The organism is Streptomyces sp. NPDC002754 (assembly GCF_053592315.1).
Genome location: NZ_JBSFVM010000028.1, coordinates 63,762 through 81,581, shown reverse-complemented (window position 1 = coordinate 81,581; position 17,820 = coordinate 63,762). Strand labels below are relative to the sequence as shown.

Annotated in this window: 18 protein-coding genes; 11 read left to right on the top strand and 7 right to left on the bottom strand. The window is 71.3% G+C overall.

From position 1 onward, the window contains the following. Positions 1-111: 111 nt before the first annotated feature. The gene (locus ACWD2L_RS33670) at positions 112-762 is read left to right on the top strand and encodes a biliverdin-producing heme oxygenase (RefSeq protein WP_351345038.1); all 651 of its coding nucleotides are present in this window, start codon (positions 112-114) and stop codon (positions 760-762) included. Positions 763-972: 210 nt separating this feature from the next. On the opposite strand, the gene ACWD2L_RS33665 is transcribed toward ACWD2L_RS33670, so the two are convergent. Continuing rightward, positions 973-1,629: a PhzF family phenazine biosynthesis protein gene (locus ACWD2L_RS33665; protein ID WP_351345507.1), complete on the bottom strand. Its 657-nt coding sequence runs from the start codon at positions 1,627-1,629 to the stop codon at positions 973-975. A gap of 131 nt (positions 1,630-1,760) precedes the next feature. On the opposite strand from ACWD2L_RS33665, the gene efeO reads away from it, so the two are divergent. Genes efeO through ACWD2L_RS33645 form a run of 4 tightly spaced genes read left to right on the top strand, consistent with a single transcriptional unit; the run spans position 1,761 to position 6,118 of the window. Then, positions 1,761-2,906 (top strand): iron uptake system protein EfeO, encoded by a 1,146-nt coding sequence (gene efeO, locus ACWD2L_RS33660; RefSeq protein WP_351345510.1) that lies wholly within the window; start codon positions 1,761-1,763, stop codon positions 2,904-2,906. 52 nt (positions 2,907-2,958) lie between these two features. Continuing rightward, positions 2,959-4,236 carry an iron uptake transporter deferrochelatase/peroxidase subunit gene (efeB, locus tag ACWD2L_RS33655; RefSeq protein WP_351345513.1) on the top strand — a complete coding sequence of 426 codons (1,278 nt, stop codon included), beginning with the start codon at positions 2,959-2,961 and terminating at the stop codon, positions 4,234-4,236. 6 nt (positions 4,237-4,242) lie between these two features. After that, a complete protein-coding gene (gene efeU, locus ACWD2L_RS33650; RefSeq protein ID WP_351345516.1) occupies positions 4,243-5,088 on the top strand; it encodes an iron uptake transporter permease EfeU in 846 nt (281 codons plus the stop codon). A gap of 49 nt (positions 5,089-5,137) precedes the next feature. After that, positions 5,138-6,118, top strand: coding sequence for a hypothetical protein (locus ACWD2L_RS33645; protein ID WP_351345519.1), 981 nt, complete (start codon positions 5,138-5,140; stop codon positions 6,116-6,118). A 116-nt stretch (positions 6,119-6,234) separates the two neighbouring features. Here ACWD2L_RS33645 and ACWD2L_RS33640 read toward each other — a convergent pair whose 3' ends face one another. Both ACWD2L_RS33640 and ACWD2L_RS33635 read right to left on the bottom strand, forming a co-directional pair. Further along, complete coding sequence (locus ACWD2L_RS33640) at positions 6,235-6,981, bottom strand: bifunctional DNA primase/polymerase (RefSeq protein ID WP_351345522.1); 747 nt, start codon at positions 6,979-6,981, stop codon at positions 6,235-6,237. Between the two features lie 131 nt (positions 6,982-7,112). Further along, positions 7,113-7,775 (bottom strand): TetR/AcrR family transcriptional regulator, encoded by a 663-nt coding sequence (locus ACWD2L_RS33635; RefSeq protein ID WP_351345525.1) that lies wholly within the window; start codon positions 7,773-7,775, stop codon positions 7,113-7,115. A 148-nt stretch (positions 7,776-7,923) separates the two neighbouring features. On the opposite strand from ACWD2L_RS33635, the gene ddaH reads away from it, so the two are divergent. Continuing rightward, a complete protein-coding gene (gene ddaH / locus ACWD2L_RS33630) occupies positions 7,924-8,757 on the top strand; it encodes a dimethylargininase (RefSeq protein WP_351345528.1) in 834 nt (277 codons plus the stop codon). A 185-nt stretch (positions 8,758-8,942) separates the two neighbouring features. Here ddaH and ACWD2L_RS33625 read toward each other — a convergent pair whose 3' ends face one another. From ACWD2L_RS33625 to ACWD2L_RS33615, 3 genes are read right to left on the bottom strand one after another with little or no spacing between them, the layout of a single operon-like run. After that, on the bottom strand, positions 8,943-9,920 hold the full coding sequence (locus ACWD2L_RS33625; protein WP_351337861.1) for a small ribosomal subunit Rsm22 family protein: 978 nt from the start codon (positions 9,918-9,920) through the stop codon (positions 8,943-8,945). Positions 9,921-9,962: 42 nt separating this feature from the next. Beyond that, positions 9,963-11,087: a serine hydrolase domain-containing protein gene (locus tag ACWD2L_RS33620; protein WP_351337979.1), complete on the bottom strand. Its 1,125-nt coding sequence runs from the start codon at positions 11,085-11,087 to the stop codon at positions 9,963-9,965. Next, a complete protein-coding gene (locus ACWD2L_RS33615; RefSeq protein WP_351337864.1) occupies positions 11,084-12,406 on the bottom strand; it encodes a multidrug effflux MFS transporter in 1,323 nt (440 codons plus the stop codon). The genes ACWD2L_RS33620 and ACWD2L_RS33615 overlap by 4 nt, the downstream gene beginning before the upstream one ends. A gap of 107 nt (positions 12,407-12,513) precedes the next feature. On the opposite strand from ACWD2L_RS33615, the gene ACWD2L_RS33610 reads away from it, so the two are divergent. Then, positions 12,514-13,509 (top strand): Gfo/Idh/MocA family protein, encoded by a 996-nt coding sequence (locus ACWD2L_RS33610; protein ID WP_351337867.1) that lies wholly within the window; start codon positions 12,514-12,516, stop codon positions 13,507-13,509. A 23-nt stretch (positions 13,510-13,532) separates the two neighbouring features. Here ACWD2L_RS33610 and ACWD2L_RS33605 read toward each other — a convergent pair whose 3' ends face one another. Beyond that, positions 13,533-15,161 (bottom strand): alkaline phosphatase D family protein, encoded by a 1,629-nt coding sequence (locus ACWD2L_RS33605; RefSeq protein ID WP_351337870.1) that lies wholly within the window; start codon positions 15,159-15,161, stop codon positions 13,533-13,535. Between the two features lie 109 nt (positions 15,162-15,270). On the opposite strand from ACWD2L_RS33605, the gene ACWD2L_RS33600 reads away from it, so the two are divergent. From ACWD2L_RS33600 to ACWD2L_RS33585, 4 genes are all read left to right on the top strand, one after another. Further along, positions 15,271-16,041, top strand: coding sequence for an SDR family oxidoreductase (locus ACWD2L_RS33600; RefSeq protein ID WP_351337873.1), 771 nt, complete (start codon positions 15,271-15,273; stop codon positions 16,039-16,041). Positions 16,042-16,152: 111 nt separating this feature from the next. Next, a complete protein-coding gene (locus ACWD2L_RS33595) occupies positions 16,153-16,716 on the top strand; it encodes a DoxX family protein (protein WP_351337876.1) in 564 nt (187 codons plus the stop codon). A gap of 11 nt (positions 16,717-16,727) precedes the next feature. Beyond that, positions 16,728-17,078 carry a MazG-like family protein gene (locus tag ACWD2L_RS33590; RefSeq protein WP_351337878.1) on the top strand — a complete coding sequence of 117 codons (351 nt, stop codon included), beginning with the start codon at positions 16,728-16,730 and terminating at the stop codon, positions 17,076-17,078. 147 nt (positions 17,079-17,225) lie between these two features. Beyond that, the gene (locus tag ACWD2L_RS33585) at positions 17,226-17,798 is read left to right on the top strand and encodes an MOSC domain-containing protein (protein ID WP_351337881.1); all 573 of its coding nucleotides are present in this window, start codon (positions 17,226-17,228) and stop codon (positions 17,796-17,798) included. The last annotated feature ends 22 nt before the right edge of the window (positions 17,799-17,820 follow it).

Here is a 17,820-nt window from a genome sequence, read left to right as displayed (position 1 = left end):
TGTTTACGTTCCCTTGATCGGAGAACCGGGTAGGTTTTTACCGACAGCGTGTCGGGAAGGCTATAATCTTAGGCAAGCCTAACCTAATTAATACTCTACGGCGGAGGCCTCATGGACACCCCGTTCTCCACCCTGATCCGCACCGCGTCGCATGAACAGCACACGGAGGCGGAGACGTCGACGTTCATGGGTGACCTGCTCGGCGGGCGGCTCGGCGTGGACGCGTACGCGCGGTACACGGAGCAACTGTGGTTCGTTTACCGGGCACTTGAGGACGGCGCGCGACACCTTGCCGGTGATCCGGTGGCCGGGCCGTTCCTCCGGCCGGAGCTGCTGCGCGTGCCCGAGCTGGAGCGCGACCTCGCGCATCTGCGGGGGCCGGACTGGCGGGAGACGGTGTCCGCGCTGCCGCAGACGCGGGCGTACGCGGAGCGGGTCGCGGAGTGTGCGGCCTCCTGGCCCGGCGGGTATGTGGCGCACCACTACACCCGCTACCTCGGTGATCTCTCGGGTGGGCAGATCATCCGCGACAAGGCGGAGAAGGCGTGGGGGTTCGCGCGCAAGGGGGACGGGGTGCGGTTCTACGTGTTCGAGGGGGTGGGGAACCCGGCGGCGTTCAAGCGGGGCTACCGGGAGTTGCTGGATGGGATCGCGGTGGATGAGTTGGAGAAGCAGCGGGTGGTGGCCGAGTGCAAGGCGGCGTTCGCCTTGAATACCGGGGTGTTTCGGGGGCTGGGCGAGGAGTTTCGGTCGGCCGCGTAATCCTTTGAGCCGTGACGGCGTTACGCCCACGGGGCTCCGCCCCGGACCCCGCTGCTCGATCGCCGCAGGGGCTTAAATTGCCCACCCGCCGCAGGGGCTGGATGAGATCGCCCGCCCCCAGGGGGCTTGAGAGAGCAATCGCCGGCGGGGCTTGATTTATCAAGCCCCGCCGGCGATTGAGGCGCGGGGTCCGGGGCGGAGCCCCGGGGGTTAGCGGGGGAAGCGGACCCGGCCGCCCACCTCGACCGAACCTCCCGGCGAGGGGGCCGTGAGGATTTGGGAGCCGTGGCCCTGGCGGATGTTGAGGGCGCGGTCGAGGTGGGCGGTGAGCGCCAGCGCCGCCGCCCCCGTCGCCTCGTCCTCCACGATGCCGTCACCCCGGCCAGGGAACCCGCGGGCGCGAACCCGCCCCGCCGCCTCGTCCTCCCAGGCCCACGCGTAGACCCACTCCCCCTCCGGAGGAACCGGCAGCGCGTCCACCTCCGCGACGGATCCGTACTGCCGCAACGTACGACCGGTCACCCACTCCGCCCGCGCCTCGATCCAGCTGAACTCGCCGTCCTGGCGCGCCCGGACGACACCCGCGGGCACGACGAGTTCCGGCACGTCGAGCAGCCAGGCCGTGCCGACGCAGGGGTGCCCGGCGAACGGCAGGCGCGCGGTCGGCGTGTAGATGTCGATGACGCCGCGCTCGGGATCGTCGACGAAGACCGTCTCGCTGAAGCCGAGTTCGGCGGCGAAGGCCTGTCGCTCGTCCCGGTCGGGGAGGCGGGAGCCGTCGCGGACGACGCCCAGCGCGTTGCCCTCCCGGCCGCCGGGGGCGCAGAAGACGCGCACCACGTCGTACTCGATGCCGTACTCGTTCATGGGCGGAAGTCAACCACGCGACACTCGATGCTTGACCAGCGCTTGACCCTTCCCTGACTTGGCCATGGGTAGCACTGAGGTAAGCCTCATATAAGTTAGGTCCGCCTTAGTTACCCCTGCTTGGAGCCCGCATGCGAGCCGCCCGACTCACCGTTTCCACCGCCGTCGCCGCGGTGGCCGCCCTGACGGCCGTCACGGGCTGCACGCAGAAGAGCGACGCCAAGAGTGCCGGTTCCGGTGCGATCAAGGTGACCGCCGACGACGACAGTTGCAAGGTGTCGAAGAAGAAGTTCCCCGCGGGGCACGTGGAGTTGGCGGTCGAGAACAAGGGGTCCCGGGTCACCGAGGTCGAGATCCTCTTCCCGGACGACCGGATCGTCTCCGAGCGCGAGAACATCGGCCCCGGCACCCGGCACAGCCTCACCGCCGAGGTGAAGAGCGGCGACTACCGCATCGCCTGCATCCCCGGCATGAAGGGCAAGGGCCACCGCCAGGACGTGCAGGTGACCGGCGGGAAGTCCACGGCGAAGCGGGACCCGAAGCTCGACGACGCCGTCGCCGCCTACCGCCAGTACACCCAGGCGCAGGCCGACGAGACGCTGCCGAAGGTGAAGACGTTCACCGACGCCGTCCGCGACGGCGACCTGGAGGCCGCCAAGAAGGCGTACGCCCCCTCCCGTATCGGCTGGGAGCGCACCGAACCGGTCGCCGAGTCCTTCGGTGACATCGACCCGAAGGTCGACGTGCGGGCCGACGGCCTCGAAGAGGGCCAGAAGTGGACCGGCTGGCACCGCCTGGAGAAGGCGCTGTGGAAGGACAAGGAGATCGGGAAGAGCGAGAAGGCGCTCGCGGACCGGCTCGACAAGGATCTCGACGACTGGCAGCAGCGCGTCGGCAAGGCGGAGATCACGCCCACCTCCATGGCCAACGGCGCCAAGGAGCTGCTCGACGAGGTCGCCACCGGCAAGGTCACCGGCGAGGAGGAGCGCTACTCGCACACCGACCTCGTCGACTTCAAGGCCAACGTCGAGGGCGCCGAGAAGGCGTACGAGCTGCTCGAGCCGGTCGCGTCGAAGAACGACACCGCGCTGACCAAGGAGCTGGACAAGCAGTTCGCCGCGCTGGACAAGCTGCTCGACAAGTACCGCGAGGGCAAGCAGGGCTACGGGTTCACCTCCTACGACAAGGTCGGCAAGGCGGACCAGAAGGAGCTGTCCGACGCGGTCAACGCGCTGGCGGAGCCGCTGTCGCAGCTGGCCGCGGCGGTCGTCAAGTAGCGCTCGCCGAGCAGCCGTACACGTGAACACGCACCACGAGGAGAGGGTCGCCATGACGGACGACGAGACCTCCAACTCCCCTTCCCCGTCCCGGCGTTCCCTGCTCGCCGTCGGCGGCGCCGGGCTCGCGCTCGGCGCCGCGGCCGCGGGCGGCGCCGTCGTCCTGGCCCGGTCCGACGACGGCTCGGACATGCAGCCCGCCGGTGAGGCGGGCGGCGCGGTGCCCTTCCACGGAGCGCACCAGGCCGGGATCGCGACGGCGGTGCAGGACCGGCTGCACTTCGCGGCGTTCGACGTGAAGACGGCCGACCGCGAGGAGTTCGTGCAGCTCCTGAAGGACTGGACGAAGGCCGCCGCGCGGATGACCGAGGGGCGCACCGTCGGCGAGGGCGCGTACGGCGGGCTCGCCGAGGCGCCACCGGACGACACGGGCGAGGCGCTCGGGCTGCAACCGTCCCGGCTCACGCTGACGATCGGCTTCGGGCCCTCCCTCTTCGAGAAGCACGGCAAGGCCCTCGGCATCGCGGACCAGCGCCCGGACGCGCTCGTCGACCTGCCGAAGTTCCCCGGCGAGAACCTGGAGAAGACCCGCAGCGGCGGCGATCTGTGCGTGCAGGCCTGCGCGGACGACCCGCAGGTCGCCGTGCACGCCATCCGCAACCTCGCCCGGATCGGCATGGGCAAGGTCGCCATCCGCTGGTCGCAGCTCGGCTTCGGCAAGACGTCCTCGACGACGCCGGACGCGCAGACGCCCCGTAACCTCATGGGCTTCAAGGACGGCACCCGCAACATCGCGGGCACCGAGAAGGACCGTCTCGCCAAGCATGTGTGGGTGGACTCCCCGGGCGACGGTGCCGACTGGATGAAGGGCGGCTCGTATCTGGTCGCCCGCCGGATCCGGATGAACGTCGAGACCTGGGACCGCACGTCGCTGCTGGAGCAGGAGGACGTGTTCGGCCGGGACAAGGGCGAGGGCGCTCCCGTCGGCAAGGCGAAGGAGCGCGACGAACCGTTCCTGAAGGCGATGAAGCCGGACGCGCACGTGCGGCTCGCGCACCCCGACTCCAACCACGGGGCGACGCTGCTGCGCCGCGGCTACTCGTTCACCGACGGCACGGACGGACTCGGCCGGCTCGACGCGGGCCTGTTCTTCCTCGCGTACCAGAAGGACGTGCGCAAGGGGTTCATCCCGGTGCAGCGCAGCCTCGCGACCGACGCGCTCAACGAGTACATCCAGCACGTCGGTTCGGCGGTGTTCGCGGTGCCGCCGGGAGTGCGGGACGGCAGCGACTGGTGGGGCCGCGGCCTCTTCGAGCAGAAGGAAGGCTGAGAAGCGATGTTCGCGAACTACTTGATCGGGCTGCGCGAGGGCCTGGAAGCCAGCCTGATCGTCTGCATCCTCGTCGCGTACCTGGTGAAGACGGAGCGCAGGGACGCCCTGAAGCCGGTGTGGGCGGGGGTCGGCGTCGCCGTCCTCGTGTCGCTCGGGTTCGGCGCGGGCCTGGAGTTCGGCTCGCAGGAACTGACGTTCAAGGCGCAGGAGGCGCTCGGCGGTTCGCTGTCGATCATCGCCGTCGGCCTGGTGACGTGGATGGTGTTCTGGATGCGGCGCACAGCCCGGCACTTGAAGACGGAGCTGCACGGCAAGCTGGACAGCGCCCTGCAAATGGGCACGGCGGCGCTAGTCGTCACGGCGTTCCTCGCGGTGGGCCGTGAGGGCCTGGAGACCTCCCTGTTCGTGTGGACGGCGGTGCACGCCACCAGCAACGGCACGACGGACCCGGTGATCGGCGCGCTGCTCGGGCTGGCCACCGCGGTGGTCCTCGGCTGGCTGTTCTACCGGGGCGCGCTCCGCATCAACCTGGCGAAGTTCTTCACGTGGACCGGCGGCATGCTCGTCGTCGTGGCCGCGGGTGTCCTCGCGTACGGCGTGCACGACCTCCAGGAGGCCGACTTCATCGGAGGCCTGAACAACCTGGCCTTCGACATCAGTTCCACGATCTCCCCCGACGGCTGGCTCGGCACGCTCCTGAAGGGCGTCTTCAACTTCCAGCCCGACCCGACGGTTCTGCAGGTCACCGTCTGGTTCGTCTACCTTGTCCCCACTCTCGCCCTGTTCTTCGCGCCTCCCGGGCTGCTTTCCCGCAGGGTCGCGGCAGTGCGTGCCTCCTCTTCCCGGTAGGGTTCGGGCGCGTGCATGGGGCCGGGGAGCGGAAGGTGAATCGAACGTCATGAGCGAGGCCAGGAACAGGATCGGCCGACCGGTCGCAGCGGTCGCGGCCGCGGTCGTGCTGTCCCTCACCGCGGGCGGGTGCGTGACCGTGCACGGCGAGCTGGAGATCGTACCGACGACCACGAAGGCGAAGGCGGCGAGCGCCGTCGACACGTTCGTGGACGCGTACAACGAGGCGGACAAGACGTACGACTCCGACGCCGACGCGAAGTACGTCACCGGTGCGCTCGGCGCGATCGACGCGGCGAAGCTGAAGGCGGGCCGCGCGCTCAACCCGAACGGCAACCCGAAGCACGCGCCGCTGAAGCTCACCGACACGCGGATCACGGTGCCGAAGAAGGCCGGCTGGCCGCGCTGGTTCGTGACGAACTCGGACAACAACCGGGTCGACGGCTATCGCTGGGTCATGGTGTTCACCCGGGACGCCGAGAGCGCGCCGTGGGCGGTCTCGTACCTGTCGCTGTTCCGCGACGGCACGGTCCCCAAGTTCAAGACGGACAAGGACGGTCTGGGCGAGTCCGTCGACCCGGACGCGTCGGGTCTCGCGCAGCGTCCGAAGGACATGGGCGAGCAGTACATCCACTACCTCAAGAAGGGCGGGGACGACTTCGCCCCCGGCCCGCACACGACGCGCTGGCGCCAGACCCGCGACAAGATCGGCACGCGCCCCGGCCTCACCACGCAGTTCATCGACGAGTCCCTCACCGCTGGCAACTACGCGCCCGTGGCCCTGCGCACCGCGAACGGCGGCGCCCTCGTCTTCTTCACGACCCGCCGCTACGAGAAGCTGACCGCGTTCCCCGGCAGCAACCTGCCTTCGATCGGGTCGGACGTGAAGGCGCTGATGAAGGGCGAGCCCAAGGAGTCGGCGATGTACGGGTACGTGTCGGGGCAGGCGGCGATTGATCCGCCGGGGGCGTCGGGGGCGGTGCACGTGGTGTCGCGGGTGGAGGGGATCACGACCGCCGAGGGCAGCTGACGGTCACCCGGCGTTGCGGTCTCGGGGCTCTGCCCTGGACCCCGCTGCTCAATCGCCGCAGGGGCTTGAAAAGCCTGCTCAATCGCCGCAGGGGCTTGAGGTGCCGCGGCGACTTATCAGGGCCACGCCGGTGTGAAGTCCGGTTCGGCGCCCGCGTATCGCGCACACGCGTCCGTCAGCGACTCCAGCATCGTCAGCGGATCGGGAAGCGCATGCTCGGGCCCCCGCACCCAGAACACCTCACGCTCACCGGGCAACCGCGCCGGCGGCACCAGAACGTAGGACCCACGGCAGTGCCACCGCAGCCCGGGGTGCTCGTCCATCGTCTCGGGGTGGCAGTCCAGCTCGCAGGGCCACCACTCGTCCTCCTCGTCCGGCGTCCCACGGGTCGCCGTGAAGAAGAGCATGCGGTCGCCGCCCGATTCGGCGACGGGCCCGACCTCGATCCCGGCGGTGAGGAGTCGCTCCAGCGCCTCGTGCCCGGCCTCCAGCGGGACGTCGAGGACGTCGTGGACCATGCCCGTCGCGGTGATGAAGTTGGCCAGCGGCTGATGTCCCGCCCAGCGCTCGATCTGCGCGCGGTCCGTCGTGGACTGGGTCTGCCAGGCGAAGGAGACGGGGTGCCTGCCGGGGGTCGGACAGCCGACGCGGTTGCACGAACATCGGTAGTCGGAGGGGTACGCGGCCGGGGCCAGCGGCAGTCCGGCGGCGGCAGCGGCGAAGAGCAGGTCCTCGCGGGCCGCGTCGGCGGCCGCGGTGTCCTTCGGGCCGCGCCCGGCCCGCAGCCATCGTGAGATCAGGCCGCCCGTACGCCCCGCCGTACCGCTCCGCCCGCCGAATCGGCGACCCTGCTCCGCGCCCATCAATCCCCTCACCATCGCCGTCGAGCCATTGCTGTCGTGCCGAGTCCGGATGAACCTTGGACCAAAAGTGTCCCACCATCCTGCGCCTCGGGTGGCCACAGTCCACATCCGGGGTGTGTGAGGGCGCTCGGCTAGGAGCGGGAGCCGCCGATTCCGTAGAGGGCGTACTCGACGATCGTGTCCGCGTACGCATGGTCGAGCGGTCCGGTGTTCTGGAGCCAGCGTTGTGCCAGCGGTCCGGAGAACAGGTCACGGGCGATCAACGGGTCGACCTCCGGGCGGACCTGGCCCGCGTCCTGCGCGGCCCGCAGCCGGTCGGCGTACAGGTCGAGTCCCGGCATGAGCAGCCGGGCGACGAACTCCTCGGAGAACGCGCGGTCGGCCAGGCCCTCGGCGGCGAGCGCGCGGGCCGGCGCCTCGAACACGGGGTCCTTGAGCACGTCGACGGTGGCGTGCAGGAGCAGCTTGAAGTCGGCCTCGATGTCGCCGGTGTCGGGCAGGACGGCCGGGTCGCCCGGGTAGTCGGGGTGCCGCTCGGCGGCGACCTCCGTGTTGCGCTCGTTGAGGTCGATGAAGGCCTCCATCAGGACCTCGGCCTTCGAGCCCCACCACCGGTAGATCGTCTGCTTGCCGACACCGGCGCGGGCGGCGATGCCCTCGATGGTGGTGCGCGGGTAGCCGATCTCTCCTACGAGGCCGAGGGCGGCGTCGTAGATCGCGCGGCGGGAACGTTCGCTGCGGCGGGTGGCGTCGGGGACGGCCTTCTTCGCCGACTGGCTCTTCGTGGCTGACATGATTCGAATGTAGCAGCGCACGAGCCGAGACGGTCCGTCTCGTAACGTCCGGGCCACCCGTGAACCACCCGTTCGGTTCACAGCCCCGGGGGGCCCTCCGGCCGCACCATGGGCTTCCACCCAGCACTGCGGTCGTGAGGAGCCCTCATTGCGTAATCCGCGCCTTGTCGAACGTCGCGCCACACCCCGGCGCTATCTCATGTGCCCACCGGCACACTTCAAGGTCACGTACTCGATCAACCCGTGGATGGACCCGGCGAAACCCGTCGACGTTCCGCTCGCGGTCGCCCAGTGGGAGGACCTGCGGGACCGCTACCGCGGGCTCGGCCACACCGTCGAGGTGCTCGACCCGCGCCCCGGACTTCCGGACATGGTGTTCGCGGCGAACGGCGCGACCGTGGTGGACGGCCGGGTGCTCGGCGCCCGGTTCGCGCACCGGGAGCGGGAGGCGGAGGCCGCCGCGCACCTGGAGTGGTTCCGGGCGCACGGGTACGCCGAGGTCCACGAGCCCGTCCACGTCAACGAGGGCGAGGGCGACTTCGCCGTCACCGCCTCCTACGTGCTCGCGGGGCGCGGCTTCCGGGCCTCTCCGCTGTCCCACGCGGAGGCGCAGGAGTACTTCGGCCGTCCGGTGATCGGCCTCGACCTGGTCGACCCCCGCTTCTACCACCTGGACACGGCGCTGGCCGTCCTCGACGACGCGGACGACTCCGTCATGTACTACCCGGCGGCGTTCTCGCCCGGGAGCCGGGCGGTGCTGCGGCGGATGTTCCCCGACGCGGTGATCGCCTCCGAGGCGGATGCGGTGGCCTTCGGCCTGAACGCGGTGTCGGACGGCCGGAATGTCTTGCTGCCGCAGGGGGCGGTGGGGTTGTTCGGGGGGCTTCGGGAGCGGGGGTTTGTGCCGGTGGGGTTGGATCTGGGCGAGCTGCTGAAGGGAGGCGGTTCGGTCAAGTGCTGCACCCTTGAGCTCCGCGCTTAGTTTCGGCGGCGAGTGAGCCATTCAAGCCCCTGCGGCGATTGAGCAGGCCCTTCAAGCCCCTGCGGCGATCGAGCCATTCAAGCCCCTGCGGCGATTGAGCAGCGGGGCCCGGGGCGGAGCCCCGAGGCGTCGGCCCGGGAGCCGCCTGCTCAATCGCCGCAGGGGCTTGAAGAGGCCGCAGGGGCCTAAAAGGCGTCGCCCCACTCCGCCTTCCGGGCCTCGCGGTAAGCGGATCCGTGGCGCTTGGTCACCGTGATCCGGTCCAGGGCCCCCCGGGACTCGCAGAGGTCGAGGAGGACCTGGCCCTTGCGGAGTTGGGGTTTGCGGACGATTCGGGACGCGGCCGGGTCCGGCGCGAAGCGGGTCGCCGCGACGTAGGCGAACTTCTCGTCCTCGTACGCGAGGGAGCCGCCCTTGATCTGACGGTGCAGCGAGGACCGGGCGACCCGCGCCGAGAAGTGGCACCAGTCCGTGCCCGGCACGATGGGACAGGCGGCACTGTGCGGGCAGGGCGCCGCGACGTGGAACCCGGCCGCGATGAGCCGGTCCCGGGCCTCGATGACGCGCGCGTAGCCGTCAGGGGTGCCGGGCTCGATGATGACCACGGCGCCGGTGGCGGCCCGCGCGGCGGCGTCGACGACCACCGCGCGGTCCCCCTCGGTCAGCTCCTTGAGCACGTACGAGACGGTGACGAGGTCGGCCTCGGGGGTGTCGTGCGCGCCGATCCGTCCCCGTTCCCAGCGCACCGAGTCCGCCAAGTCACCCTGTGACGCGGCCAGTTCGCGGCCGAGGTCGAGCGCGGGCTGCGACCAGTCGACGACCGTCGTGGTCCGCTCCCCCGGCCACACGTCCCGCGCCGCCCACACGGCCGCGCCGGTGCCGCCCCCGATGTCCAGGTGCCCGGTCGGCCGCCAGTCGGCCGCGGCGTCCAGCGCGTGCAGCGCGGAGCGCACCGCCTCGAACGTGGCCGGCATCCGGTACGCCGCGTACGCCACGACGTCCGCCCGCTCGCGCAGGATCGGGGCGTCGGTCGGGGTGGTCCCCCGGTAGTTCGCGATGAGCCGCTCGACGGCCTTCGTCGCCTGCGTGGGCGGGAGGCCGTCGAGGAGCGCGGCGAGGGTGGACCGGAGGGTGTCGGAGGTCGACTGGAGGGGGGCGTTCACCCCGTGATTCTACGAAGTGGTGACGCCGGCTACGGGTCCGCCTCAGACCACGGCCCGCGCCACCCGGTTCGCCGCCGCGACCCGCGGACCGTTCGCCGGGCCCCGGCGGCGCGGGTGCACGGTGTTGGCGAGCAGGACCAGGAAGGTGTCGGTCGCCGGGTCCATCACCAGGGACGTTCCCGTGAAACCGGTGTGGCCCGCCGCGCCGCGCCCCGCCAGTTCGCCCATGAACCAGGACTGGTCGAGGCGGAACCCGAGGCCGGGCGGGGTCAGCATCAGGTCGACGAAGTCGGGGCCGAGGATGCGGGCCGTGCCGTAGGAGCCGCCGGTGAGGAGCGTGCGGCACAGGATGGCCAGGTCGTACGCCGTGGAGAAGAGGCCCGCGTGACCGGCCACGCCGCCGACCGCCCAGGCGTTCTCGTCGTGCACCTCGCCGCGCAGCATGCCCCGGTCGGCCTTGGCCCAGGGGCGGCGCTGGTCCTCGGTGGCGGCGGCGTCCGGGCACGGACCGTACGACGTGGCGGTCATGCCGAGGGGGCGGGTGATGCCCTCGCGGATCAGGACGTCGAGGGGGCGGTCCGTGATCCGTTCGAGGACGTGCTGGAGGAGCAGCATGTTCAGGTCGGAGTAGAGGTGGTCGCCCGGTGGGGAGGACGGCGCCTCCGCGCGCAGGAGGGCCAGGCGTGCGGTCGCGTCCGGGGCGTCGTACAGCGGGAGTTCGGGGCGCAGGCCCGAGGTGTGGGTGAGCAGTTCGCGGACCGTGATGCCGTGCCGGGCGGCGGCCGTGAACTCGGGGACGTAGGCGCCGACCTTCGCGTCGATGCCGAGTCTGCCGCGCTCGATCTGCTGCACGGCGGCGATCGAGGTGAAGATCTTGGTGAGCGAGGCCAGGTCGAAGGGGGTGTCCGCCGTCATCGGGACGCGGGCCTCGGCCGGCAGCTCGATTCCCGTGTCCGTCGCCTCGTCGTACGACGCGTAGCGCGCCGCCCAGCCGTGCGCCGCCTCCACCGCGATCACCGGGCCGCGCCCCGCGAGCGCGACGACCCCCGCGCACCAGGGCCGCGCGCCCTCGGGCAGCCGGCGCACGTCGGAGACGAGCCCGGCGAGGTGCTCGGCGTCGAGCCCTGCCCGCTCGGGGGTGTCGTGGCGCAGTCTCGGCGCGTTCAGCGCTGCTCACCCGCCGCACGCTGTTGCCAGGGGCGGCACAGGGTCACGAAGGCGAGCGCGGCGACGAGTCCGCAGACGAGCTGGACCAGCGCCATCGGGACGGCCGTGTGCTCGCCCGCGATGCCGACGAGCGGGGAGGCGATCGCGCCGATCAGGAACGAGGACGTGCCGAGCAGCGCGGACGCGGAGCCCGCCGCGTGCGGGGTGCGCATGAGGGCGAGGGCGTTGGTGTTGGGCGTGGTCAGGGCCATGCAGGCCATGAGGACGAAGAGGCCGGCGGCGACGGGGGCGAGGCCGAGTTCCTCGGGTGTCCCGAAGACGCCGGTCGCGGCGAGGAGGAGGAAGGCGGCGGCGAGGACGACCAGGGTGAGGCCGATGCCGAGCACCTTGTCGAGGTTGACCCGGCCGACGAGCACCTTGCCGTTGAGCTGGCCGACGGCGATCAGGCCGATCGAGTTGAGCCCGAAGAGGAGGCTGAACGTCTGCGGGGACGCCCCGTAGATCTCCTGGATCACGAACGGGCTGGCGCTCACGTACGCGAAGAGCGCCGCGAAGGCGAAGCCGCCGACGAGCGTGTAGCCGAGGAAGACGCGGTCGGCGAGCAGGCCTCGCATCGTGCGCAGCGCCTCCGCGGTGCCGCCGCTGTGCCGCCGCTCGGGTGCGAGGGTCTCCGGCAGGAACTTCCACACGACGGCGGTGAGCGCGATGCCGATGCCGGTCAGTACGACGAAGACGCCGCGCCAGTCGGTGAACCGCAGCACCTGGCCGCCGATCAGCGGCGCGATGATCGGGGCGATGCCGGAGATCAGCATGAGGGACGAGAAGAAGCGGGCCATCGCGACGCCGTCGTAGAGGTCGCGGACCACGGCGCGGGCGATCACGATGCCCGCCGAGCCGGCGAGGCCCTGCGCCAGCCGGAAGGCGATGAGCAGCGTGGCGTTCGGTGCGAAGGCGCAGATCGCGGTGGCCACGATGTAGATCAGCAGGCTGATGATCAGCGGTCGGCGCCGGCCCCACTTGTCGCTCATCGGGCCGACCACGAGCTGCCCGAGCGCCATGCCGGTCAGGCACGCGGTGAGGGTGAGCTGGGCGGTGGCGGCCGAGGTGTGCAGGGCCTCGGTGACCTCCGGCAGGGCCGGCAGGTACATGTCCATGGAGAGCGGCGGTACCGCGGTGAGGCCGCCGAGGATGAAGGTGACGAGGAGGCTCGCGCCGGCCCCGACCACCGCCTTGGGAACGGGCGTTGGGGTCGCGGCGTGGACCTCACCGGTCGCGTCCTCCCCCGTGGTGCTCCCGGTGGAACATCCGCTGTCCTTCATCCCGCTGCCCCTCGTTTCCCTTCGCCTCTCCCGGCCACCTGTGCGATTCCCTATGCTCTCAGCTCGGTGGTGCGGTCGAGACCAATTTCTGGAGTGGGTGGGACGCGGTGACAGAGCGGGTGCGTTGGGGAATCCTCGCGACGGGAGGGATCGCCGGGTCGTTCACGGCCGATCTGCTGGACCTGCCGGACGCCGAGGTGGTGGCGGTGGCCTCGCGCACGGAGGCCTCCGCGAAGGCGTTCGCGGAGCGCTTCGGGATCGAGCGGGCGTACGGCGACTGGGCCTCGCTCGCCGCGGACGAGGACGTGGATGTCGTGTACGTCGCGACGCCGCACGCCGCGCACCGGGAGGCGGCCGGGCTCTGTCTGGAGGCGGGGCGCGCGGTGCTGTGCGAGAAGGCGTTCGCGCTGAACGCGCGGGAGGCGGCGGAGCTGGTGACGCTCGCGCGCTCGCGGGGCGTGTTCCTGATGGAGGCCATGTGGATGTACTGCAATCCGCTGGTGCGGCGGATGAAGGCGCTCGTCGACGACGGGGCGATCGGTGAAGTCCGCACGGTGCAGGCCGACTTCGGCCTCGCGGGACCCTTCCCGCCCTCGCACCGGCTGCGTGATCCGGCGCAGGGCGGCGGCGCGCTCCTCGACCTCGGCGTGTACCCGGTGTCGTTCGCGCAGCTGCTGCTCGGGGAGCCCGCCGCCGTGACGGCGTCCGCGCAGCTCTCCGAGGAGGGCGTCGACCTCCAGACCGGGATGCTGCTCTCGTGGGACAACGGCGCCCACGCGCTGCTGCACTGCGCGCTCAACGCCGGTACGGGCGTGACCGCTTCGGTCACCGGGTCGGCCGGGCGGATCGACGTGCCGGGCGGGTTCTTCTGCCCGGAGCGGTTCGTGCTGCACCGGGACGGGCGGGATCCGGAGGAGTTCGTGGCGGCGCCGGAGGACGGGCCGCACGACTCCATGCGGCACGAGGCGATCGAGGTGATGCGGCGGGTCCGGGCGGGCGACACGGAGTCGCCGCTGGTGCCGCTGGAGGGTTCGCTCGCCGTGATGCGGACGCTCGACGCCGTCAGGGAACGGGTCGGCGTCCGCTATCCCGGCGAGGACTGAATCCCGGCAAGGACTGAGGCCGGCTACGCGGGCTTGAGGCCCGGCTCTCCCACGGCCGTCACGAACGAGGCCGCCGTGGTGAGGGCCGCCCCCGGCGTGGTCACCGCGGACACCGTCTTGAAGTCGGCGCGCGCCGCCTCCTGACCCAACTCCACGGTCACGTAGCCACGTTGACCGTTGTAGTGCTTCATGTGCGGGTTGCGGGCGAGGTACCCGGCCCAGTTGGCCGGCTTCGCGGAGCCGTCCTTGCCGCTGGTGATCGACGTCGTGACGATCTCGGTGCCGACGGTGCGCGAGCCCTGGTCGTCGGCGTCCCGCTTGATGTCCATGGCGTACGAGACGTGGACGTCGCCGGTGAGGACCATCAGGTTCTCGACGCGGGCGGCATCGGCGCCCTTGAGGATCCGCTCGCGGGAGGCCGGGTAGCCGTCCCAGGAGTCCATGGAGAGCGTGCCGTCACCCGCGGGGTTGGCGCGGCGCGCGAACGTGACCTGCTGCGGCACCACGTTCCACAGCGCCCGCGAGTCGCGCCAGCCGTCGGTCAGCCAACGCTCCTGGGTGGCGCCGGGCAGCGTCTGCGAGGCGGCCTCGGACTCGGGCGTCGGCGCCTTCCAGCCGTCGCCGTTGGCCTGGTCGGTGCGGTACTGGCGGGTGTCGAGGATGTCGAACTGGGCGAGCCGGCCCCAGTGCAGGCGCCGGTAGAGCCGCATGTCGGGGCCGCTCGGGGTCTGGGGGCGGCGCAGCGGCTGGTTCTCCCAGTACGCGCGGTACGCGGAGGCGCGGCGCAGCAGGAACTCCTCGGGCGGGTTGCCGTTCTCGTCGGTGTCGCCCGCGTAGTTGTTCTCGGTCTCGTGGTCGTCCCAGGTGACGACGAAGGGGTGCGCGGCGTGCGCGGCGCGCAGGTTCTCGTCGGACTTGTAGAGGGCGTACCGCAGCCGGTAGTCCTCCAGCGTCATGGTCTCCCGGTTGAAGACGTCGGGCAGGACGCGGTCGGTGTAGTTCCGGGCGCCGCCGACGGAGGTGACGGCGTACTCGTAGAGATAGTCGCCGAGGTGGAAGACGACGTCGACATCGTCCTGCGCCAGGTGCTTGTACGCGGTGTAGTACCCGTCGTGGTACGCCTGGCAGGAGACGGCGGCGAGGGTGAGCGCTCCCGTACGCGCGTTGGTGGCGGGCGCGGTGCGGGTGCGGCCGGTCCCGCTCACCCAACTCCCCACGCGGAAGCGGTAGTAGTACACGCGCCCGGAGGCGAGCTTGTCGACCTCGACGTGCACGGTGTGGTTGTACTCGGGGTGCGCGGTGGCGGTGCCACGCCTCGCGACGCGCCGGAACTTCTCGTCGAACGCCAGCTCCCAGGCCACCTCGACGCGGGCGGCGGGCAGCCCGCTGCCGGTCTCGTACGGGGACGGGGCGAGCCGCGTCCACAGCAGCACGGAGTCGGGGAGCGGGTCGCCGGAGGCGAGGCCGAGGGTGAAGGGGTCGCTCTTGATCTTCCGGGCGTCGAGCTCGGCGGCGGCCGCGGTGCCCGCGGTCGGCAGGTTGGTCGCGAAGGCGAGCGCGGCGGCGGCGCCGGTGACGGTGAGGAAACGTCTGCGGCCCAAGTGCTGGGCGGCGACGCGGAGTTCGGCTGCGTGCTGCGGCATGTGAGGCATGAAGCGTTATTGCAGTGGCACGGGACGACCGTGGACTGTCACGTACACAACAGCCACATGGCGGATCGATGATCTCCGCGTGGCCCGGCGACCCGTACGCTGCGGCCTCATGAACGCTTCGCAAACGGACACCGCTTCGCGCACCGCCGTCGTCACCGGCGCGGGTTCCGGCATCGGCCGGGCCGTCGCCCTCGAACTGCTGCGGGCGGGCTGGCGGGTGGCGCTCGCGGGCCGCCGCACGGAGACGCTGGAGGCGACCGCGAACCTCGCGCCGGACGGCGACTCCCTCGTGGTCCGCGCGGACGTGTCGGACGCCGAGGCTGTGGCGGCACTCTTCGCCGCCGTCCGGGACCGTTTCGGCCGCCTCGACCTGCTGTTCAACAACGCGGGGACGTTCGGCCCCGGCGGCGTGGGCATCGAGGACCTGGAGTACGACGCGTGGCGCCACGTCGTCGACGTCAACCTCAACGGGGCGTTCCTGTGCGCCCAGGCGGCGTTCCGGCAGATGAAGGAGCAGGACCCGCACGGCGGACGGATCATCAACAACGGCTCCATCTCGGCGCACGCGCCGCGCCCGCGCTCGATCGCGTACACGACGACGAAGCACGCCCTGACGGGCCTGACGAAGTCGCTCTCCCTGGACGGCCGCCCCTACCGGATCGCCTGCGGCCAGATCGACATCGGCAACGCGGCGACCGACATGACGGAGGTCATGCAGCGGGGCATCCCGCAGGCGAACGGGGAACTGGCGGCAGAGCCGGTGATGGACGTCGCGGACGTGGGGCGCACGGTGCGGCACATGGCGGAGCTGCCGCTGGAGGCGAACGTCCAGTTCGCGACGGTGCTGGCGACGAACATGCCGTACATCGGTCGGGGCTGACGGCACACGGTCGACCGTGCGGCTTGATCAACTGGAGATCAACTGCACTAGGGTCACTCGAACGGGTCCGCGCACCGCGTGCGGGCCGGACGAGTGCCGGACGGTGAAGTCATGACCTGCTCACGTTTTCGTACATCTCGTAAATCCTGCTCCGGGCGCCTGGATCTGGGGCTGCTCGCGCTGCGCGTCGGCACCGGTGGGGTGCTCGCCGTGCACGGAGCGCAGAAACTCCTCGGCTGGTTCGGTGGCGGCGGGGTGTCCGGCACGGCCGCCGGCATGGAGGCCATGGGGTACCACCCGCCCAAGGCGAGCGCCGTCGCCGCCGGGCTCGGCGAGGCGGGCGGTGGGGTGTTGCTCGCGCTCGGGCTCGCGACGCCGGTGGGCGGGGCGGCCGCGGCCGGGACCATGGCCGGTGCGGCCGCGGTGCACGCGCCGAACGGCTTCTTCGCGCAGGGCGGCGGCTACGAGTACCCGGCGTTCCTCGGCTTCGCCGCGGCGGGCCTCGCGGTGACCGGCGCGGGCCGCTACTCCCTCGACCACGCGCTCGAGCACCGCCTCGACCGGCACTGGATGGTGCCGGCGGCGCTCGTCGGGGCGGGCGCGGCGGCGATGGCGGTGGTGGCGTCCCGCAACAAGCAGGTGGCCGCGCGGCAGAACGAGAAGGACGAGGAATAACCTCGTCACCCGTGACGACGAACACCGACACTGCCGACAATGACCTGTGGGAGACGATCGACCGGCTGCGTGCCTGGCTCGACGCCAACAACGCCCGACCGCCCCAAGAGGCCCTCCTCCTGCGGATGCTGAAGCTCGCGGAGGAGGTCGGCGAGGTCTCCGAGGCGGTGATCGGCGCGGTCGGCCAGAACCCGCGCAAGGGCGTGAGCCACTCGTGGGCCGACGTCGAGTCCGAACTCTGCGACGTCGTCGTCACGGCCCTGGTCGCCCTCGGCACACTGACCCCGAACCCCCGGGACACGCTGCACGCGCACGTGACAAGGGTGGCGGAACGCTCCCAATCAAGCCCCTGCGGCGATTGAGCAGATCTTTTAAGCCCCTGCGGCGATTGAGCAGGCGGCTCCCGGGCCGAACCCCGGGCTCCGCCCCGGACCCCGGGCTCCGCCCCGGACCCCGCTGCTCAATCGCCGCAGGGGCTTGATTGGTTACGCTGGCGTGGATCATTGGCCATGGATCACAGGGGGCACCACGTGGACAACGGCATCGTCACTGCGGTCAGTAGCAACCACACGTACTCCTTCACCAAGCCGAACCGGAAGAGCATCACGCTGCTCGCAGGGCTCGGCGTCGAGGGCGACGTGCACGCGGGCGTCACCGTCAAGCACCGGTCCCGCGTCGCCAAGGATCCGACGCAGCCCAACCTCCGCCAAGTGCACCTGATGCACGAGGAGTTGTTCACGGAGCTCGCCGACGCGGGGCACACCGTGCGGCCCGGCGAACTCGGCGAGAACGTCACCACGCGCGGCATCGACCTCCTCGCCCTGCCCACCGGCACCCTGCTGCACTTCGGCGAGAGCGGCGCCGTCGTCGAGGTCACGGGGCTGCGCAACCCCTGTGCCCAGATCGACGGCTTCCAAGGCGGGCTGCTCAAGCGGGTCGTGGGCCGGGACCCGGAAACCGGCGAACTGGTCCGGAAGGCCGGGGTCATGGGCGTCGTACGGGAGGGTGGCGAGGTCGGGCCGGGTGACAGGGTCCGGGTGGAGCTGCCCGCCGAGCCGTTCCAGGCGCTGGAGAAGGTGTAGGCACTCCCGCCCGCGCGGTCAG

Coding starts and splice junctions, on each gene's coding strand:
- ACWD2L_RS33665 (WP_351345507.1), bottom strand. CDS start 1,629: ATGAACGAGTACGGCATCGAGTACGACGTGGTGCGCGTCTTCTGCGCC.
- ACWD2L_RS33585 (WP_351337881.1), top strand. CDS start 17,226: ATGGATCACAGGGGGCACCACGTGGACAACGGCATCGTCACTGCGGTC.
- ACWD2L_RS33595 (WP_351337876.1), top strand. CDS start 16,153: ATGACCTGCTCACGTTTTCGTACATCTCGTAAATCCTGCTCCGGGCGC.
- ACWD2L_RS33670 (WP_351345038.1), top strand. CDS start 112: ATGGACACCCCGTTCTCCACCCTGATCCGCACCGCGTCGCATGAACAG.
- ACWD2L_RS33600 (WP_351337873.1), top strand. CDS start 15,271: ATGAACGCTTCGCAAACGGACACCGCTTCGCGCACCGCCGTCGTCACC.
- efeU (WP_351345516.1), top strand. CDS start 4,243: ATGTTCGCGAACTACTTGATCGGGCTGCGCGAGGGCCTGGAAGCCAGC.
- ACWD2L_RS33645 (WP_351345519.1), top strand. CDS start 5,138: ATGAGCGAGGCCAGGAACAGGATCGGCCGACCGGTCGCAGCGGTCGCG.
- ACWD2L_RS33640 (WP_351345522.1), bottom strand. CDS start 6,981: ATGGGCGCGGAGCAGGGTCGCCGATTCGGCGGGCGGAGCGGTACGGCG.
- efeO (WP_351345510.1), top strand. CDS start 1,761: ATGCGAGCCGCCCGACTCACCGTTTCCACCGCCGTCGCCGCGGTGGCC.
- ACWD2L_RS33605 (WP_351337870.1), bottom strand. CDS start 15,161: ATGCCTCACATGCCGCAGCACGCAGCCGAACTCCGCGTCGCCGCCCAG.
- efeB (WP_351345513.1), top strand. CDS start 2,959: ATGACGGACGACGAGACCTCCAACTCCCCTTCCCCGTCCCGGCGTTCC.
- ACWD2L_RS33615 (WP_351337864.1), bottom strand. CDS start 12,406: ATGAAGGACAGCGGATGTTCCACCGGGAGCACCACGGGGGAGGACGCG.
- ACWD2L_RS33635 (WP_351345525.1), bottom strand. CDS start 7,775: ATGTCAGCCACGAAGAGCCAGTCGGCGAAGAAGGCCGTCCCCGACGCC.